Here is a 16,400-nt window from a genome sequence, read left to right on the forward strand (position 1 = left end):
CGTGAACCAGCGCGGGCCCGGCGACGTCACGGAAGATCGAGGATGGATTCAGGGAAGCGCTTCACCCTTTCATGGCGTGTCTACGTCATCGTCGTCGGCATGCTCTTCTCCCTGATCGGGGACTCGGCCGCGGCGCTGGGGCTCGCCCTGGACGCGGCTCATTCGGGGACCTCCTGGAACGTCACGGAGGTCTACGTGGCGGGGCTGGTGCCCCCCATCCTCTTCGCGCCCCTGGTGGGCGTCCTGGCGGACCGCTGGCGGGCCCGCCGGCTCTGGATCGTCTCCGTGCTCGCCCAGGCGGTGGCCCTCGGTGCGGCCACCGCCGTGCCCGCGCTCCACTTCCGCATCGCGATGCTCGCGGTGGCGGGCGTCTTCGGCGTCGCGGCGGCCGCGGTGGGATTCAAGCTCCTGCCGGAACTGGCGGGCAGCGAGCACCTCTCGCGCGCCAACTCCGCGGTATCGGTGGCAAATTCGGCCTCCGGTCTGCTCGGCCCCTCGCTGGGGGCGACCGTGCACGCGCTGTGGGGCAGCACCACGCTCCTCGGCTACGACGCGCTCTCCTTCCTGGTGATCGCCGGCGCGGCATTGATCGCCGTCCCCGCCTCCTCGGACTCCCGCGCGACGGTCAAGGCCCACCCCTTCCGCGGGGCCGGCGCGGGATTCACGGCGCTTCGCGCTTCATCGGTCATCGGCCCCATGCTGCCCCTGCTGGCCGGCCTGATGCTCGCGACGAGCATCGAGGGCGTCGCGGGCGTCTTCTACATCCGGGGCGTCGTGAACAACGACACCTGGTACGGATACGTCGTGGCCTGCTGGGCGCTCGGGAGCATTCCCGGCGCCGTGCTCGCCGGGAAGAACGCACTCCTGCACCGCCAGGGCCAACTGGTGGTCATCGGCGCCGGCATGATGTCGGCGGGACTCCTCGTCGCCGGCCTCGTTCCCAACGGATTCGTCATCGCGGCCGCCTTCGTCCTCGCGGGCCTCGGAAACGGCGCCCACAACGTGGCCGTGCGCAACAGCGTCCACTCCACCGTTCCCGACGCCTTCCACGGACAGGCGTGGGCCGCCTACAGCGCCATGGCCCGGGTGTCGGTCCTGGCCGGTTACGTCCTCGGAACACCCGGCGAGGTCCTGACCCCTCGCGCGCTCGTGATCGCCTCGGGTGCCCTCCCTCTCGCGCTCACCCTGGGAGTCTCGCTCCTGTTCTGGCGCCGCGACGCCGGGCGAACGCCCCGGGCGGACGCCACCGGACCCCAGGCGCGGCAGGAGAAGGACTCCCTGCCCACCTGACTCCCCGCGGTCATCGCCTCAGGAGTTCCCCGCCAGAACGGCTTCCGCCAGCCGCTCGCGGAACCAACGGTGGCCCGGATCCGCCGAGTTGCGCGGGTGCCAGGCCATCCCGATGTCGAGCGGTGCCAGGTCGAGCGGGATGGGGAAGGTCCGCAGCCTCATGGCGGAGACCGTGTCAGGGAGCCAGCCGGCCACGGTGAGCGCGACGAGGTCGGTGTCCCGGGCGAGCATCATGGCGCTCGTGTGGCTGGGCACCACGACCGCGATCCGGCGGCGCAGCCCGAGTTCCGCGAGCGCGGTGTCGATGGGGCCGAGGCGCTTGCCGAGCCGGGAGATGCCGATGTGGTCGGCCGCGGCGAACCGCCGGACATCGACCGGCCCGCCGTCCCCTCCGCCCGGGTCCTGCCCGTCGAAGAGCGGATGGCCGCTGCGGGCGACGCCCACCAGCGGCATCCGGCTGAGCCGGCGGGTACGGATCTCCGGATCCAGATGCCCGAGGACGCCCAGCTCGACGTCCACCGAGCCCTGTCGCAGCCCGGGCCCGCCCTCCACCGCCTCGGGCAGGAACACCACGTCCACCCGCGGCGCCTCCGCGTGGATCCGCTCGGTCAGGGTCCCGGCAAGACCCACCAGGAGCAGGTCGGCGGCCTGCACGGTGAAGCCGCGCTGGAGCTGCGCGGCGTCGAAACCGGGGCCGGGCCGCAGGACGCTGTCGCATCCGCGCAGCAACGCGCCCACCTCCTCGCGGAGTTCCTCGGCGCGCGGGGTCGGGACCATCCGCTGGCCGGCCCGGACGAGCAGCGGGTCGCCGACGGCGCGGCGCAGCCGGGCCAGCGTACGGCTGACGGCCGCGGGCGAGGTGCCGAGCCGCTCGGCGGCACGGGACACGCTGCTCTCCTGGAGCAGGGCGTCCAGGACGCGCAGCAGATTGAGATCCATTCCTGCCCCCGTACCCACAACAGCGCTGCTGACCTGCATTTTTACGCATGAGTCAACAATTGAGTGCTCATCTTTGCATGGCGTCGGCGGTCGCCGGCGCGGAGAGTGGAGCTGCCCGCGGAGCCGCCCGCGAAGACCGCGTGGCCTTCCCTCCGCCCTATGCAAGGAGCCGCTGTGCAGAAGTCCCCCCGTGCCGGTCGAGAAGGCGACGTGCTGGCCGTCGTCAGCCAGAGCGGACCGGCGGTCTCGTTCTTCGACGCCGCCTCCGACCGGCTCCTCGGCACCACCCAAGTCCTCGCCGAACCCCACGAATTGTGCTTCGACCCGGAGCAGCGCCTGCTGTGGTGCACCACCACCTACCACTCGGGCTACTACCACGCGAACGGCGGCCGGCGCACCGAGCTGACCGTCATCGACCCCGACACCCGCCGCGTCGTCGACGTCGTCGACCTCGCCCCGGAACACGGGCCGCACGGGCTGGCGCTCGACCCGGCGCGCCGCCGGCTCTACGTCAGCGTGGAGAGCACCCAGGACCGGCCCGGCGGAGTCGTGGTGATCGACACCGCGACCCGCCGCCCCCTGGGCCGGATCGACACGGACGCTCCCGGCCCGCACTGGTTCGCGATCGACCCGGCCGGCAGGACCGGGTTCGCCACCAACAAGGAGGCGCCGTTCGTCTCGGTCGTCGACCTCGAAAGCGGCACGCTCACCGGGAAGGCCGAGGTACCGGGCAGCGAGGGCCTCGCCGTCTCCGCCGACGGCACGCACGCCTTCGTCGCCGCGCCGTACGCCTCCTTCTCCTTCACCACCGAGGAGCGGCCCGCCACCGGCATCCGGGTCATCGACGCCCGTACCGCGTCCGTCGTCGACACCCTGCCCACCGACCATGTCGTCCTGCCGGTGCACCTGACGTCGACCGGCAGGCTGCTCGCCGGCGAACTGCGCATGGCCCCCGACCCGGCGGCCGGCCTCGGCCGCCACGCGCCGGGCCGCCTCACGGTGTTCTCCGCCGTCACCCGCGAGCGGCTGGGCGGCGTCGAGGTCGGGCACTTCCCGCTGACCATCACCTCCTCCCCGGACGGCCGCCTCGCCTACGTGGCCTGCGTCGTCTCGTCCACCGTCGACGTCGTCGACCTGGAGACGATGGAGCGGCTGGCCCGGCTCGACGTCGCCAAGCAGGGTGAGCCCGGCGCCCACGGCCTCGCGTACATCCCGCGCCCGGCCTGAGGCCACGGCCTTGGGGCGCGGCCGGGCGGCGGCGCTCAGCGCGGAAGCACCCAGTCCGGCGCCCACGTCCCGGCGGCACCGTGGCGGGGCGCCGTGGCGGCGAGATGGGCGCGGAGCGTGGCCAGCGCCGGGTGGGGATGGTCCCGGTGCCAGAGCAGCGAGTGCGGGTAGACCAGCGTCGGGTCGGTCACCGGGATGCGGCGCAGACCGTGACCGGCCGGCCAGACCAGCCGGGTCCCCTCGCTCATGAAGGTGGCCAGTGCCGGCGTGTCGGCGACCGTGTCGAGCAGCGCGTCGGAGCCGAAGTTCGGGCCGGTCGCCTCGATGGTGAGGCCGAACTCGGCGACGAGGTCCTCGTAGTAGGCGGCCCACTCGCTGCCTGGGACGATGCCCGGCATCCAGATCCGGTGCCCCACGAGCTCGGCGACGGTCACCGACCTGGCCCCCGCCAGCGCGTGGCCGGGGCCGGTGAGGAGCTGGAGCGGCTCGTCGAGCACCCGTACGGACTCGATGTCCTCGGGGAGGGGCCGGCCGGGCGCGGCGACGGCACGGAACGACGCGTCGATCTCGCCGGACCGGATGGCGGCGACCGCCCGCTCGATGTCGAGCAGCATCACCACGGCGAGGTCGATCTCGGGGTACGCGCGGTGGAAGTCGCGCATCAGACCCGACGCCGCGCCGCGCGAGGCGATGATGTCGACGCGCAGCGGACGGCGACCGGTGCGCACGGACGCCACCGCGCGCTCGGCGGCGCGCAGCACCTCGCGGGCGTGCGGCAGGAACGCCTGCCCGTCGATGGTGAGCTCGGCACCGCGCGGCGTCCGGGCGAACAGCCGCACGCCGAGCTCGCGCTCCAGCACGGCGACGCGCTTGGAGACGGCCTGCTGGGTGATCGACAGATCGGCGGCCGCCTTCTGGAACTGTCCCGCCTCCGCGACGGCGACGAAGGTGCGTACGGCTTCGAGGTCCATGCCGCCCCACCTTAGTGAACAACGTATGGTTGTGCGGATTCGGTCGTCCGGTTGTTTGACCTGCGGTTGTGGCGCTCGCTTAGCTCTCACCGATCAACGAGGGATTGTTCCGGTGGGACATCGAGGGAGGGTGCTGGGCATGGTGGGCAGGAGACGGCTGGGCCGGCCGTTCGGCTGGCTGTGGACGGCGTACGCGGTGAGCGCGTACGGCTCGGGTCTCGGATTCGGGGCGCTCCCGCTGATCGCCGTGCTGGTCCTGCACGCCGGACCGGCCGAGGTGTCCGCGCTGTCCGCGGTGGGGCCGGCCATGGGCGCGCTGATCGCGGTGCCCCTCGCACCGTGGATCGAGTTCCGGCGCAAGCGACCGGTCATGATCGCGGCCGACCTCACCCGCTTCGCGGCCATGGCGACGATCCCGCTCGCCTACGCCCTCGGCCTGCTCGGCTTCGTCCAGCTTCTCGTCGTCTCGGCCGTGGTCGCCGCGGCCAGGATCGCGTCCGGCGCGGCGAGCGGCGCCTACCTCAAGGCCCTCGTCCGGCCCGACGACCTGCTCGTGGCCAACGCCCGCTTCGAGTCCACGAACTGGAGCTCCATCGCGGTCGGGCCGCCGCTGGGCGGGGCGGCGATCGGCGTGTTCGGGCCGGTCGTCACCGTGGTGGCCGACGCGTTCAGCTATCTGCTCTCCGCACTGGCCCTCACCGCGATCCGCGGCCGCGAGGAACCGCCGCGGCCGGCCGACGACAGCCCGGCCGCCGGCAAGAGCCCAGGCGCGGGTATGGGCCAGGTCGCCGGCAAGAGCCCGGTCCGGGCGGGCGCCCTGCTCGACGGCTGGCGGCACATCATGGGCGACCCCGTCCTGAGGGCGCTCTGCCTCAACAGCATGCTCGTCTCCGGTCTGATCATGGCCACCGAGCCGGTCCTCGCCGTGCTCCTGCTCCGCCAACTCGACTTCGCCCCCTGGCAGTACGGCCTCGCCTTCGCCCTTCCCTGCCTCGGCGGACTCGTCGGCTCCCGCCTGGCCCCGCGCGTCGTGGCCCGCCACGGCCGTCACAAGGTCTTCCGGACCGTCGGCACCCTGCGCGCGATCTGGCTGATCGGCCTCGCCTTCGTCGGTCCCGGCCCCGTCGGCCTCCTGACCGTCATCGCCGTCGAGCTGGCGATCATCGTCAACATGAGCCTGTACACCCCGGTGCTCGCCACCTACCGGCTCGAACACACCCCGCGGCACCTCGTCGCCCGCACCCTCACGGCCTGGTCGATCGCCCAGCAGGCGGCCATCGCCGTCCTCACCGCGCTCGGCGGGCTGCTCGCCGACGCCGCCGGCCCGCGCACCGCCCTCACGGTCGCCGGGCTGCTCGTCCTGACCACGCCGCTGCTGCTTCCCCGAGCCGACCGGACGCCGCGGCAGGAGCGGCCGGAACCGTCCCGTACCGGCGCATGACGCGTCGCCGACCTCCGAGGAGAACCCGCACATGAGCACCGCCCCCGCCCTGGACCCCGCCCGCACCGCCCTGCTCGTCCTGGACCTCCAGCCCGCGATCCTCGCCGCGCTCCCTGACGACGCGCAGCGCGAGGCCCTGCTCGACCGGGTGGCGGGAGCCATCGCCGACGTACGCGCCCAGGGCGGCACCCTCGTCTACGTACGCGTCGGCTTCACCGAGGCCGACTGGGACGCGATCCCGGCCGCCAACACGTCATTCGGCCCGCTGGCACGCCACCGCGTCCTGCACCACGAGGACCCGGCCACCGCCGTACACGAGCGCCTGGCTCCCCTGGACGGCGACATCGTCGTGCGCAAGACCCGCCACGGCGCCCTGTCCACCACGGACCTCGACCGGCGGCTGCGCGAGCGCGGCATCACCACGCTGGTCCTGTGCGGCGTCAGCACCGGCGGCGCCGTCCTGTCCACCGTCACCGAGGCGGCCGACCGCGACTACCGGCTCCACGTCCTGTCCGACGGCGTCGCCGACCCCGACCCGGACGTCCACGACGTGCTGCTCCACCGGGTCCTCCCCTCTCGGGCCCACGTCACGACCACCGCCGGGCTGCGGGCCCTGCTCGGCGCGGCCTGACACCGCGGGCCCGGCTCGGACCGCGGCGTGTGCCCGCCCAGCCGGAACCGCTCCGGCGACTCGATGACAGGGACCTCGCATGCATCAGAACACTGTCATCAGGGTGCTGTCACAAGCCAGGGTTCGATGGATCACATGGCGTACGATCCCTCCATGAACAGGCCGGCCACCGAACGCCTCGGCCTGCACATCAAGCGGGTGGAACAGGAGTTGACGGCGGCCAAGCACACCGCCCTCCGGTCGCTCGGGCTGACGGTTCCGCAGGTGCGGCTCACCGACGAGGGACGCCTTCTGCCGGCGCAGGCCGACGCCAAGGCCGTCGCCATCGAACGGCACACCGCCGACGGGTTCGGCCAAGAGGAACGGGCACTGCTCATCGACCTGCCGGCCCGCGTGTCGGGCCGGCTGACCACGCCCTAGCGGCGACGGGGGACAGGCAAGCGCATGACCACGACATCATCGTCAACGCCGTCCGGAGCGGCGGAATCCGGCGAGGCCCCCATACGGGTCGGCGCTCTCGCCCCCCTCTCGCGGCCCGGCTGGGTCGAGGCGGGCCGGCATCTGATCGCCGGACTGCAGACCGCCGTCGACGAGGTCAACGGCGCCGGCGGGATCGCCGGCGCACCGCTCGAACTGGTGGTCAGGGACACCGCGGCCGACCCGGAGCGGGCCACGGCCGCCGTGGACGAACTGGCCCGCCTCGGCGTCGTCGCCCTGGCGGGGGAGTACCACAGCGTCGTCGCCCGCGCCGCCGCCGCCCGGGCCGACGCCCTCGGCCTGCCGTACCTCTGCTCGTCGGCGGTGCTCGACGCGCTCACCGAACAGCCGACGCCATGGGTCGCACGGCTCTGCCCGGCGCAGTCCCACGGCTGGCGGATCTACGCCGATTTCCTCCTCGGCGCCGGCCACCGCCGGATCGCCGTGGCCACCCAGCCGAGCGTCTACTGGGCCTCAGGCACCCGCATCCTGCGGGACCACCTCGCGCCGCACGGCGGCACCGTCGTCGAAATCGAGACGGGCGAGCTCTCCCCCGAAGCCCTGTGCGACGCACTCGTCCGCCACGAGGCGACGGCCCTCCTGCTCCTGGCCGGCCAGCCGGAACCGGCCGTCCCGATCGTCAAGGCCGTCCGCCGCGACCACCGCCTCGCCGGACTCCTCATCGGCGCACCGGCCGGCCAGCCGGAGTTCGCCACCTGGCCCGAGCTGCTCGGCGACGACGGCTCCGCGATCCCCTTCCTGCGCTACCTGCCCGAGCGCCACGGCCCGCTCGCCGCACGCGTGGGGGAGACCCTGCGCGAACGGCTCGGCGAGGCACCCTCCTTCGTCGCCTTCGAGGGCCACGACACGATCACCGTCCTCGCCGAAGCGCTGCGCACCCACGGCGCGGACCGGGCCCGGCTCGCCGCGTCCTGGCCGCACGTCGCCGTCGACGGCACCCGCGGGCGCATCCGGTTCTCCCGCCCGCCGGGCAGCGGCGTGTGGCAGTGGGCGTGGCCGCCGGTCCAGGTCGTCGACCGCGATCCGGCGGACCCCCGGCGCTTCCGGATCCTCCGCACCGGCTGAGAGAGGCGGCGCCGGAGCTGCGCACTACACCCCGATGTCCTCGTTCCACAGCTCCGGACGGGTTCTGACGAAGTCGGTCATCAGCGCGGCACACTCGGGATCGTCCACCACCACGATCTCCACACCGTGCTCGGCGAGCCAGTCGTGCCCGCCGTGGAACGTCCGTGCCTCGCCGATGACCACGCGCGTGATGCCGAACTGCCGTACGAGGCCGCTGCAGTACCAGCAGGGAGACATCGTCGTCACCATCGTCGTACCGCGATACGTGCGCTGGCGTCCCGCGTCGCGGAAGGCGGCGGTCTCCGCGTGCATGGACGGGTCGTCGTCCTGCACGCGGCGGTTGTGACCGCGGCCGAGCACGGTCACTCCGTCCGCCGCGAACAGCGCGGCCCCGATGGGGATGCCGCCCTCCGCGAGACCCGCGCGCGCCTCTTCGACCGCGACCTCGAGCATGCGTCGATCTGTTTCCCTGGACATGACGGTCATTCTTCCCCGGCCCCGGCCCAGGCCGTCCACGCCCGGCCCCGGCCCCCGGCGCCCGGCGCCCGGCCGGGAGCGCGGCCCGCGCCGCGGCAGCGCGTACCCGGGCCTACACCTTCACGTCGTCACCCGGAGCCTCGCCCGCCGCGTCCCGTTCGAGCGCGGCCTCGCCCTCCGTGTCCAGGTGCGGCAGGATGCGGTCGAGCCAGCGCGGGGTCCACCAGGCGTGCTTGCCGAGCAGCGTCATCACGGCGGGCACGAGGAGGAGCCGGACGATGGTCGCGTCGATGAGGACGCTCGCCGCCAGGCCGAGACCGAGCATCTTGACGACGATGTTGTCCGAGACGATGAACGCCGCGAAGACACTGACCATGATGAGCGCGGCACAGGTGATCACCCGGGCCGTGATCTCCAGGGCGTGCGCGACGCTCGCCTTCGGGTCGCCCGTACGCAGCCACGCCTCGCGGACCCGCGACAGCAGGAAGATCTCGTAGTCCATGCTCAGCCCGAAGACGATGGCGAACATCATCATCGGCACGTAGCTCTCGATCGGCACCTTCCCCGACACGCCGAGCGCCGGGCCGCCCCAGCCCCACTGGAAGACGGCCACGACCACGCCGTACGAGGCGGCGATGGACAGCACGTTGAGGACGGCGGCCTTCACGGCCACGAGCAGCCCCCTGAAGACGATCAGGATCACCAGGAACGCGAGCCCGACGACCACCGCGATGATCAGCGGCAGCCGGCTGGAGACGATGTCGAGGAAGTCCACCTGCGCGGCCGTGGTGCCGGTGACGTACGTCTTCGCGTCCGTCCCGGCCACCGCCTGCGGCAGCACGTCGTCGACCAGGTTGTTGGTGAGCTTCGTGGTGCGCTCGTCCTGCGGGGAGGCGACCGAGTAGGCGGTTCCGATGAGGACGTCGCCGTCGGGCGTGGGGTGCAGCGCGGTGATGGACGCGGCGTCCGGCACGCCGGTGAGGGACTGCTGGAGCTTGGTGGCGAGCGCGGCCCGGTCCTGGGCCGGCACGGCGGTCTGGTCCACCACCAGCGTCAGCGGCCCGTTCGCGCCGGGCCCGAAGGCCGTGGAGATCAGGTCGTAGGCGCGCCGGTCCGTGAACGACTTGGGGTCGGCGCCGTCACCGATGTGACCGAGCTGGATGAACAGGAGCGGGAAGGCCAGGATCAGCAGGGCCACCACCCCGCAGACCAGGAACCACCAGGGGCGCCGCTCGACCCGCTGGGCATAGCGGTGCCAGGTGCCGTGCGCGGGCGCGCCCGGCGCGGAGTCGGTCTCGGCCACCGGCTTGCGCACGTGGTAGCGGTCGATGCGGCGGCCGACGAGCCCGAGCAGGGCCGGGACGAGGGTGAGCGCCGCGAGGACGGCCGTGATCACGGTGAAGGCCGCGGCGAGGCCGAGTTTGCCGATGAAGGTGACGCCGGAGACCCACAGCCCCGACAGCGCGATGATCACCGTGCAGCCGGACACGAGCACGGCACGGCCGCTGGTGGTCGTCGCCAGGCCCGCGGAGTCGGCGGGATCGTGCCCGTTCATGATGTTCTGGCGGTGCCGGGTGATCAGGAACAGGGCGTAGTCGATGCCGACGCCCAGGCCGATCATGGTGGCCAGGGTCGGCGAGACCGTGCCGAAGGTGAAGGCCGCCGCCATCAGACCCAGCAGCGCGAGGCCGCAGATCGCGCCGATGAGCGCGGTGACCAGCGGCATGACGGCCGCGATCACGCTGCCGAAGCCGATGAGCAGGACCACGATCGCGACGGCGAAGCCGATGGCCTCGCTGGTGCGGTCGTCGGCCGCCGGCCGGGCCAGCTCGCCGAGCGGGCCGCCGTACTCGACGGTCACACCGGCGTCGCGCAGCGGCTTCACGGCGGAGTCGACGCCGTTCAGGTAGTCGGTGCCGAGCGTGGACGGCGGCACGCTGAAGCGGATGGTGATGTACGCGGTCTTGCCGTCCGTGGACAGCGGCCCGGTGTTGGGCGTGGAGGAGGGCGGCGGCGGGGTCGATCCCGGCGGCGGCAGCGGGTTCTGCACGCTGAGCACGTCGGGCAGCTTCTGGAGCGCGGCGACGGTGGAGTTGACCGTCGAGGAGTCCTGGGTGATCGGCCCGGACGGCCGGTTCAGGACGATCTGGGCTCCGTAGCCGCCGGCCGCCGGATCGTGCGCCTTGAGGACGTTCAGGCCGTCCGAGGACTGCACGCCGGGAAGGGAGAAGTCGTCGGAGAACTGGCCGCCCACCGTCCGGTTCGCGATCTGCAGTCCGGCGACGGCCGCCAGCCACAGCACGATGACGACGACGAAATGCCGGCCGCACCAGTTTCCGAGCCGGTAGAGGCCGCTCTTCCGCGCCTGCTTGCTCCCCTGCCGGCGACCCTGCTTCGGGTTCTGCCGTGGCGCCGGTCGGCCGCCCTGGTCCGGGCTTCGTGCGTTCATGGCACCGCCGCGTGCGGATAGGAAGGTCCCCGAGCGGAACGAGCTGCGTCAGCCCCACCACGACCTGCCGGTCCTCAGGTTTCATTGTTGGCCATCGCCGCCGCATCGGCATCCCGGCGCGGGCCCCGGGAAGCTCCCTGCCACCTGGATGCGGCGCCCGCCCGGGGAGCCCGGCGGCCACCGGGCCGCGGCGCCCGCCCTCGCCGATAGTGGAGGGATGAAGCGCTACCCGCTCATCGCCGATCACGGGCTGGTGGGCGATCTGCAGACCGCCGCGCTCATCTCGGACGAGGGCGTGGTCGACTGGTTCGCGGCGCCCCGCTTCGACTCGCCCGGCATCTTCTCCGCGCTGCTCGACCACGACCGGGGCGGCTACTTCAGGCTCACCGTCGACGCGCCCGACGTGACGGTGAAACAGCTCTACTATCCCGACACCGCACTGCTCGTCACCCGCTTCATGTCCCCGGACGGCGTCGGCGAGCTGATGGACTGGATGCCGCCCGACCGCACCGGCCGCCGCACCGATCAGCACGCCATCCTGCGCGTGATGCGGTGCACGCGGGGCAGCGTCACCTTCACCCTGGAATGCCGGCCGCGCTTCGGCTTCGGCCGCAACCCGCACGAGACCGCCCTCGACGGCCGTACGGCCACCTTCCGCGCCCCCGGCATCACCGCGTTCCTCCAGACGAACATCCCCCTGGAGCAGGACGGCCCGTACGACGTCCGGGGCCGGCTCACCCTCACCGAAGGCGGCTTCGCCGGCGCGGCGTTCACCGTGGACGGCCCCGAGGCCGAGGCCCCGCCGCTGCCGGACGCCGAGGAGGCCGAGGCGGCCCTGTGGGACGCCGTCGACTTCTGGCAGCAGTGGGTGCGCAACGCCCACTACGCCGGCCGCTGGCCGGACATGGTGCACCGCTCCGCCATCACACTCAAGCTGCTCACCTACCTGCCCACCGGCGCCCCGGTCGCCGCCGCCACGCTCGGCCTGCCCGAACGCGTCGGCGGAGAGCGCAACTGGGACTACCGCTACACCTGGATCCGCGACGGCTCGCTCGCCGTCCGGGCCCTGCTCGACCTCGGCTTCGTCGAGGAGGCTGCCGCGTTCACCGGCTGGCTCACCGACCGCGTGAAGGAACGGGCCACCGCGCCCCGCGGCCCGGTCCGGCCCCTGCAGATCATGTACCGGGTGGACGGGGACCCGTGGCTGCCCGAGGAGATCCTCGACGACTTCGAGGGATACCGCGGCTCCGCCCCCGTACGCGTGGGCAACGGGGCCGCCGACCAGCTGCAGCTCGACATTTACGGCGAGGCCCTGTACGCCCTCGCCCAGGGCCGCGGCCTCGACGCGCTGCCCACCCACCAGGGCTGGCAGGCGGTGTCCGCGCTGCTCGACTGGCTGGCGAAGGCATGGGACGGCCCCGACGAGGGCATCTGGGAGACACGGGGCGGACAGCGCGACTTCACCTTCAGCCGCGTGATGTCCTGGGTCGCCTTCGACCGCGGCCTGCGCCTCGCCGAGGAGTTCGGCCGGCCCGCCGCCCTGGACACCTGGCGGGCCGCCCGTGACGAGATCTTCGCGCAGGTGATGCACCGCGGCTGGAGCGAACAACGACAGGCCCTGGTGCAGTACTTCGGCGGCGACGTCCTCGACGCCTCCCTGCTCCTGACCCCCCGCACCGGCCTGCTCAACCCCACCGACCCCGCCTGGCTCAGCACCCTCGACGCCATCGAACACGGCCTCGTCCACGACAGCCTCGTCCACCGCTACGACCCCGGCGCCTCCCCGGACGGCCTGCGCGGCGCCGAAGGCACCTTCAGCCTGTGCACCTTCCTGTACGTGGACGCGCTGGCCCGCGCGGGACGGGTGCGTCAGGCCCGCTTCACCTTCGAGAAGATGCTCACCTACGCGAACCACGTGGGCCTGTTCGCCGAGGAGATCGGCCCGAGCGGTGAACAACTGGGCAACTTCCCGCAGGCGTTCACCCATCTCTCCCTGATCATGGCGGCCACGACACTCGACGAGGCACTGGACGGGCGGGGGCGGGCCGGCCGCTAGTCGTCGCGGTGGCCTCGCCGCGTCAGGCTGCCGCCGGATCCCATCCGCCGGCGAACAAGGCGAGTTCGAAAAGCTCCGGGCTGGATTCGGGCCACCCGATCCCGGCGGCGGCGAGCTGCCCGGCGGCGGCCCTGGCCCACTCCACGTACACCTCGTAACGGTGTGGCGTCCAGCCGCCGCCCGACCACGTCCACCTCGCCGCACGCGGCGCCCAGACGAGCCCGGCCTCCAGCCCGACCCGCGTGGCGTGGGCGCGTACGACGCCGGCGACCTTCTTGTCCAGGATGAGTGCACGAGACGCCGCGGGAGCGTCCGCCGCCTGGTCGAGGAAGTACAGGAACTTGGTGAAGAACGCCGGCCCCAGCCCGCGCACGGATCCGTACAGCACGCGATACGCGGCGACCGCGCCCTCGTTCAGGAGCGTCGTGCCGGCCTCGGCCAGCGCGACGTCGAGGTGCGGCCGGGCGAGGATCTTCTTGAGGCGGTACGGACCGTAACCGGTCGTGCCCTGCCCCCACACGTACGAGGCGACGAAGGCCTCCGACCAGCGCTCGTCCTTGACCGCCTCTCGCGCGATCGCCGCCACCTGAGCACGGCTGATCTCCGTGGTCTGTGCGTGTGACTGCCTGAGGAGGCCGTCGGGCCACGGCTCGATGCCCGACCAGCGCGCGGGCACGTACATGACGGTGTGATCGCCGGCCCCGGTCACGTACGGAGCCCCGTGGCCGGCCAGCCACACGCCGATGGCGTGCACCGCGGTCGCCGGCAGCGGCCTTTTCCTCAGCTCCGCGTCCAGCGCGTCGGCGAGCTCCTGCCGTCGCATCCCCACCCCTCCCCGTAGCCCTGCGCCATCATGGCGCGTGCCAGCCACGGTGCGTGCCCGATCGGCCGTTCAGGGATCACGCCGTACGGAACGATCGATGCCCTCGCGGCTGTCGGCGGCGGCGTCCGCCGACGGCCTCAGGCGGCGCGGCGGGGCCTGGCCACCAGTTCGCCGCCGCAGTTGGGGCACACGTCGTCCATGGTGTCGGCGCACGGCACGCAGAACGTGCACTCGTACGTACAGATCCGGGCGGGGGCGTCGACGGGCAGGTTGGTCGTCTCGCAGCGTTCGCAGCGTTCGCGCATCTCAAGGGCCATGCGCTCATCCTCGGCGACGGCCCGCGCACAGGGAAACCGGGCGCGGGCCAAAGATCGACGGGATCGGGACAGCGCGGGGCGGGTCGGTGCTGGTCAGACGAGTGCCGGGCGGAGACGGGACGCGATCCGGGCGGACTCGGACGGGGGCGGCGAGCACTCCGCGCTCCGGCCCCTCAGAAACTTCCCCGAAGTTTTCTCCCTTCTCCGGTCACACTCGCGCCGGCCCGCCCGTCAGTGCAGTGAAGCCACCCGCGAGGTGGTGAAGTGACCGACCTGAAGGAGAACCGCCATGACGAAGCCCTCGATCTCCCGGATGCCGAACCCGGCCGACTTCGTGCCCGAGGTCGCCGACGTCAGCGCCGCCCTGTTCCGGGCCACGGGCAACCACTCGGTGCCCCGGACCACGATCAACCTGATCCACCTGCGGGCCGGCCAGATCGTCAACAACACGTATCTGACGATCCTGAACACCGGTTTCCTGCGCAAGGCCGGCGAGACGGAGGAGCGCATCACCGCCGTCGCGTCCTGGCAGGACGCCCCGTACTTCACCGGTGCCGAGCGCGCCGCCCTCGCCCTGCTGGAGGCGACGCTCCAGCCCACGCCGCACGGGCGGGAGCGCGTGAGCGACGAGCTGTACGCGGAAGTCGCCGAGCACTACGACCAGAAGGCGATGGCGACCCTCACGATCGCCATCGGCCAGATCAACTTCTTCATCGCCCTCGCCGTCATCGGCAAGCCCCAGCCCGTCACTTCGCTCACCGCCCAGCAGTGGGACTGAGCGACCGTCACCGGCCGGGACGGGGCTGTCAGAGGGACCGGCCATGATGGCTCTCATGACGCATACGACGACCTGGCTCGCCGCGCCCCGGTCCATCGCCTTCGGCGGCCATTACGTGGTCCTCGCGCGCGGGCTCTCTCCGGAGGAGCTCGCCGGCCGGCTGGCCCAGACGCTGGTGTACGACGCCGAGCACGTCGTCGTGGCCGTGGGCGAGCACACGGGCGAGTCGCTCCTGGAGCTGATGCACGACGCCTACGGCGATCCTCTCGACGGCATCGGGCTGCGGCTCGGCCGCTGCGGGGAGTGGACGTACGCGGTCGCGTACGGCGGCTGGCAGGACGAGTTCGGGCCGCTGACCGGCATATCCCGCGGCGGTGCGCACGTCTGCCTGCTGGAGTACGAGGAGGAGAACGGCAAGCCGGTCCCGCCCCGGTTCGCGTACGCCCACGACGGCCGTCTGCTCGGTGCGTGCAATCTGCGCCTGGACGTCTCGTGGGGGTACGAGGGCGTCGAGGGCGACCCGGCCACGGCGGCCCGCCTGCAGGAGCTGTTCACGGCCGCCGGGCTGCCGGATCCGGAGCGGGACGGGCAGGAGGCGCACCGCACCGCGCTGGGCGTCGTCGAGACGTACTTCGGGCTCGCGCTGCCGCGGGACCCGATCGTGAACGGCGCCCTGCCGGCGGTGCTGCTGGAACCGGCCTGATCCGCGGGCCGGTCCCGCGGAGCGCCACGGTCGTGCCGTGCGGCACGGTCCCGCGGAGCGCCACGGCTCCGCGGGATGACCGGGCCTCGGCGGTGACGTCAGTACACGTGTCCCACATGGGCGAGGGCCTGCTTGAGCAGGACGCCGTGGCCGCCCGGCATCTCGCTCTGCAGGGCCACCGACGCCGCTTCGTGCGGGCTGACCCACACCAGGTCGAGCGCGTCCTGGCGCGGGCGGCAGTCGCCGGTGACGGGGACGATGTAGGCGAGGGACACGGCGTGCTGGCGCGGGTCGTGGAAGGGCGTGATGCCGGCCGTGGGGAAGTACTCGGCCACGGTGAAGGGCTGGAGGGAGGCCGGGACCCGGGGCAGCGCGACGGGGCCGAGGTCCTTCTCCAGGTGACGCAGGAGCGCGTCGCGGATGCGTTCGTGGTGCATGACGCGGCCGGAGACCAGGGTGCGGCTGATGGTTCCGTCGGCGCCGATGCGCAGGAGCAGCCCGATGCTGGTCACTTCTCCGGCGTCGTCCACGCGTACGGGCACGGCCTCGACGTACAGGATCGGCATGTGGGCCCTGGCGGCGCTGAGCTCGTCGGTGGTCAGCCAGCCGGGTGTGGTCTCGGTGATGTCGGACATCGCTTGATCGTACTTTCCTGACCGGGTGTCAGCCCAGAGTTCCGTATGGGTCGGCCGGGTGAACGGTCGGTGCGGACCGGTCCGCGGCGGGCACTGCCCA

16 protein-coding genes are annotated in these 16,400 nt (G+C 72.7%); 9 read left to right on the plus strand and 7 right to left on the minus strand.

Translation table 11 applies throughout. The features are described 5' to 3' along the window. Positions 1–42: 42 nt before the first annotated feature. On the plus strand, positions 43–1,290 hold the full coding sequence (locus tag ACFYU9_RS24665; RefSeq protein ID WP_389346014.1) for an MFS transporter: 1,248 nt from the start codon (positions 43–45) through the stop codon (positions 1,288–1,290). An 18-nt stretch (positions 1,291–1,308) separates the two neighbouring features. On the opposite strand, the gene ACFYU9_RS24670 is transcribed toward ACFYU9_RS24665, so the two are convergent. Further along, positions 1,309–2,229 carry a LysR family transcriptional regulator gene (locus ACFYU9_RS24670; RefSeq protein WP_389346015.1) on the minus strand — a complete coding sequence of 307 codons (921 nt, stop codon included), beginning with the start codon at positions 2,227–2,229 and terminating at the stop codon, positions 1,309–1,311. Positions 2,230–2,403: 174 nt separating this feature from the next. Here ACFYU9_RS24670 and ACFYU9_RS24675 point away from each other — a divergent pair, with 174 nt between their 5' ends. Continuing rightward, positions 2,404–3,456, plus strand: coding sequence for a YncE family protein (locus ACFYU9_RS24675; RefSeq protein WP_389346016.1), 1,053 nt, complete (start codon positions 2,404–2,406; stop codon positions 3,454–3,456). 35 nt (positions 3,457–3,491) lie between these two features. On the opposite strand, the gene ACFYU9_RS24680 is transcribed toward ACFYU9_RS24675, so the two are convergent. After that, a complete protein-coding gene (locus ACFYU9_RS24680) occupies positions 3,492–4,427 on the minus strand; it encodes a LysR family transcriptional regulator (RefSeq protein ID WP_389346017.1) in 936 nt (311 codons plus the stop codon). Positions 4,428–4,566: 139 nt separating this feature from the next. Between ACFYU9_RS24680 and ACFYU9_RS24685 the strand changes: the two genes are divergently transcribed. The 4 genes from ACFYU9_RS24685 (at position 4,567) to ACFYU9_RS24700 (ending at position 8,062) form a co-directional block, all read left to right on the plus strand. Further along, positions 4,567–5,868 carry an MFS transporter gene (locus ACFYU9_RS24685; protein ID WP_389211819.1) on the plus strand — a complete coding sequence of 434 codons (1,302 nt, stop codon included), beginning with the start codon at positions 4,567–4,569 and terminating at the stop codon, positions 5,866–5,868. Between the two features lie 31 nt (positions 5,869–5,899). Next, entirely contained in the window at positions 5,900–6,499 is a 600-nt protein-coding gene (locus ACFYU9_RS24690) for a cysteine hydrolase family protein (RefSeq protein WP_389211820.1), read from the plus strand. A gap of 153 nt (positions 6,500–6,652) precedes the next feature. Further along, positions 6,653–6,919 carry a hypothetical protein gene (locus ACFYU9_RS24695; protein WP_389211823.1) on the plus strand — a complete coding sequence of 89 codons (267 nt, stop codon included), beginning with the start codon at positions 6,653–6,655 and terminating at the stop codon, positions 6,917–6,919. Positions 6,920–6,943: 24 nt separating this feature from the next. Beyond that, on the plus strand, positions 6,944–8,062 hold the full coding sequence (locus ACFYU9_RS24700; RefSeq protein WP_389211825.1) for an ABC transporter substrate-binding protein: 1,119 nt from the start codon (positions 6,944–6,946) through the stop codon (positions 8,060–8,062). Between the two features lie 24 nt (positions 8,063–8,086). Here ACFYU9_RS24700 and ACFYU9_RS24705 read toward each other — a convergent pair whose 3' ends face one another. Both ACFYU9_RS24705 and ACFYU9_RS24710 read right to left on the minus strand, forming a co-directional pair. Continuing rightward, on the minus strand, positions 8,087–8,539 hold the full coding sequence (locus tag ACFYU9_RS24705) for a nucleoside deaminase (RefSeq protein ID WP_389211827.1): 453 nt from the start codon (positions 8,537–8,539) through the stop codon (positions 8,087–8,089). A 112-nt stretch (positions 8,540–8,651) separates the two neighbouring features. Then, positions 8,652–10,988, minus strand: coding sequence for an MMPL family transporter (locus ACFYU9_RS24710; RefSeq protein WP_389211828.1), 2,337 nt, complete (start codon positions 10,986–10,988; stop codon positions 8,652–8,654). Positions 10,989–11,205: 217 nt separating this feature from the next. On the opposite strand from ACFYU9_RS24710, the gene ACFYU9_RS24715 reads away from it, so the two are divergent. After that, positions 11,206–13,044 (plus strand): glycoside hydrolase family 15 protein, encoded by a 1,839-nt coding sequence (locus ACFYU9_RS24715; protein ID WP_389346018.1) that lies wholly within the window; start codon positions 11,206–11,208, stop codon positions 13,042–13,044. A gap of 22 nt (positions 13,045–13,066) precedes the next feature. On the opposite strand, the gene ACFYU9_RS24720 is transcribed toward ACFYU9_RS24715, so the two are convergent. After that, a complete protein-coding gene (locus tag ACFYU9_RS24720) occupies positions 13,067–13,867 on the minus strand; it encodes a hypothetical protein (RefSeq protein WP_389346019.1) in 801 nt (266 codons plus the stop codon). Between the two features lie 137 nt (positions 13,868–14,004). Next, a complete protein-coding gene (locus ACFYU9_RS24725; RefSeq protein ID WP_389346020.1) occupies positions 14,005–14,184 on the minus strand; it encodes a DUF1272 domain-containing protein in 180 nt (59 codons plus the stop codon). Between the two features lie 289 nt (positions 14,185–14,473). On the opposite strand from ACFYU9_RS24725, the gene ACFYU9_RS24730 reads away from it, so the two are divergent. Continuing rightward, positions 14,474–14,962: a carboxymuconolactone decarboxylase family protein gene (locus ACFYU9_RS24730; RefSeq protein ID WP_389346021.1), complete on the plus strand. Its 489-nt coding sequence runs from the start codon at positions 14,474–14,476 to the stop codon at positions 14,960–14,962. A 55-nt stretch (positions 14,963–15,017) separates the two neighbouring features. Beyond that, on the plus strand, positions 15,018–15,665 hold the full coding sequence (locus tag ACFYU9_RS24735; RefSeq protein ID WP_389211837.1) for a hypothetical protein: 648 nt from the start codon (positions 15,018–15,020) through the stop codon (positions 15,663–15,665). A 98-nt stretch (positions 15,666–15,763) separates the two neighbouring features. On the opposite strand, the gene ACFYU9_RS24740 is transcribed toward ACFYU9_RS24735, so the two are convergent. Beyond that, complete coding sequence (locus ACFYU9_RS24740) at positions 15,764–16,300, minus strand: NUDIX hydrolase family protein (protein WP_389211838.1); 537 nt, start codon at positions 16,298–16,300, stop codon at positions 15,764–15,766. Between the last annotated feature and the right edge of the window lie 100 nt (positions 16,301–16,400).

The organism is Streptomyces sp. NPDC004327 (assembly GCF_042873935.1).
Taxonomy (GTDB): Bacteria; Actinomycetota; Actinomycetes; order Streptomycetales; family Streptomycetaceae; genus Streptomyces.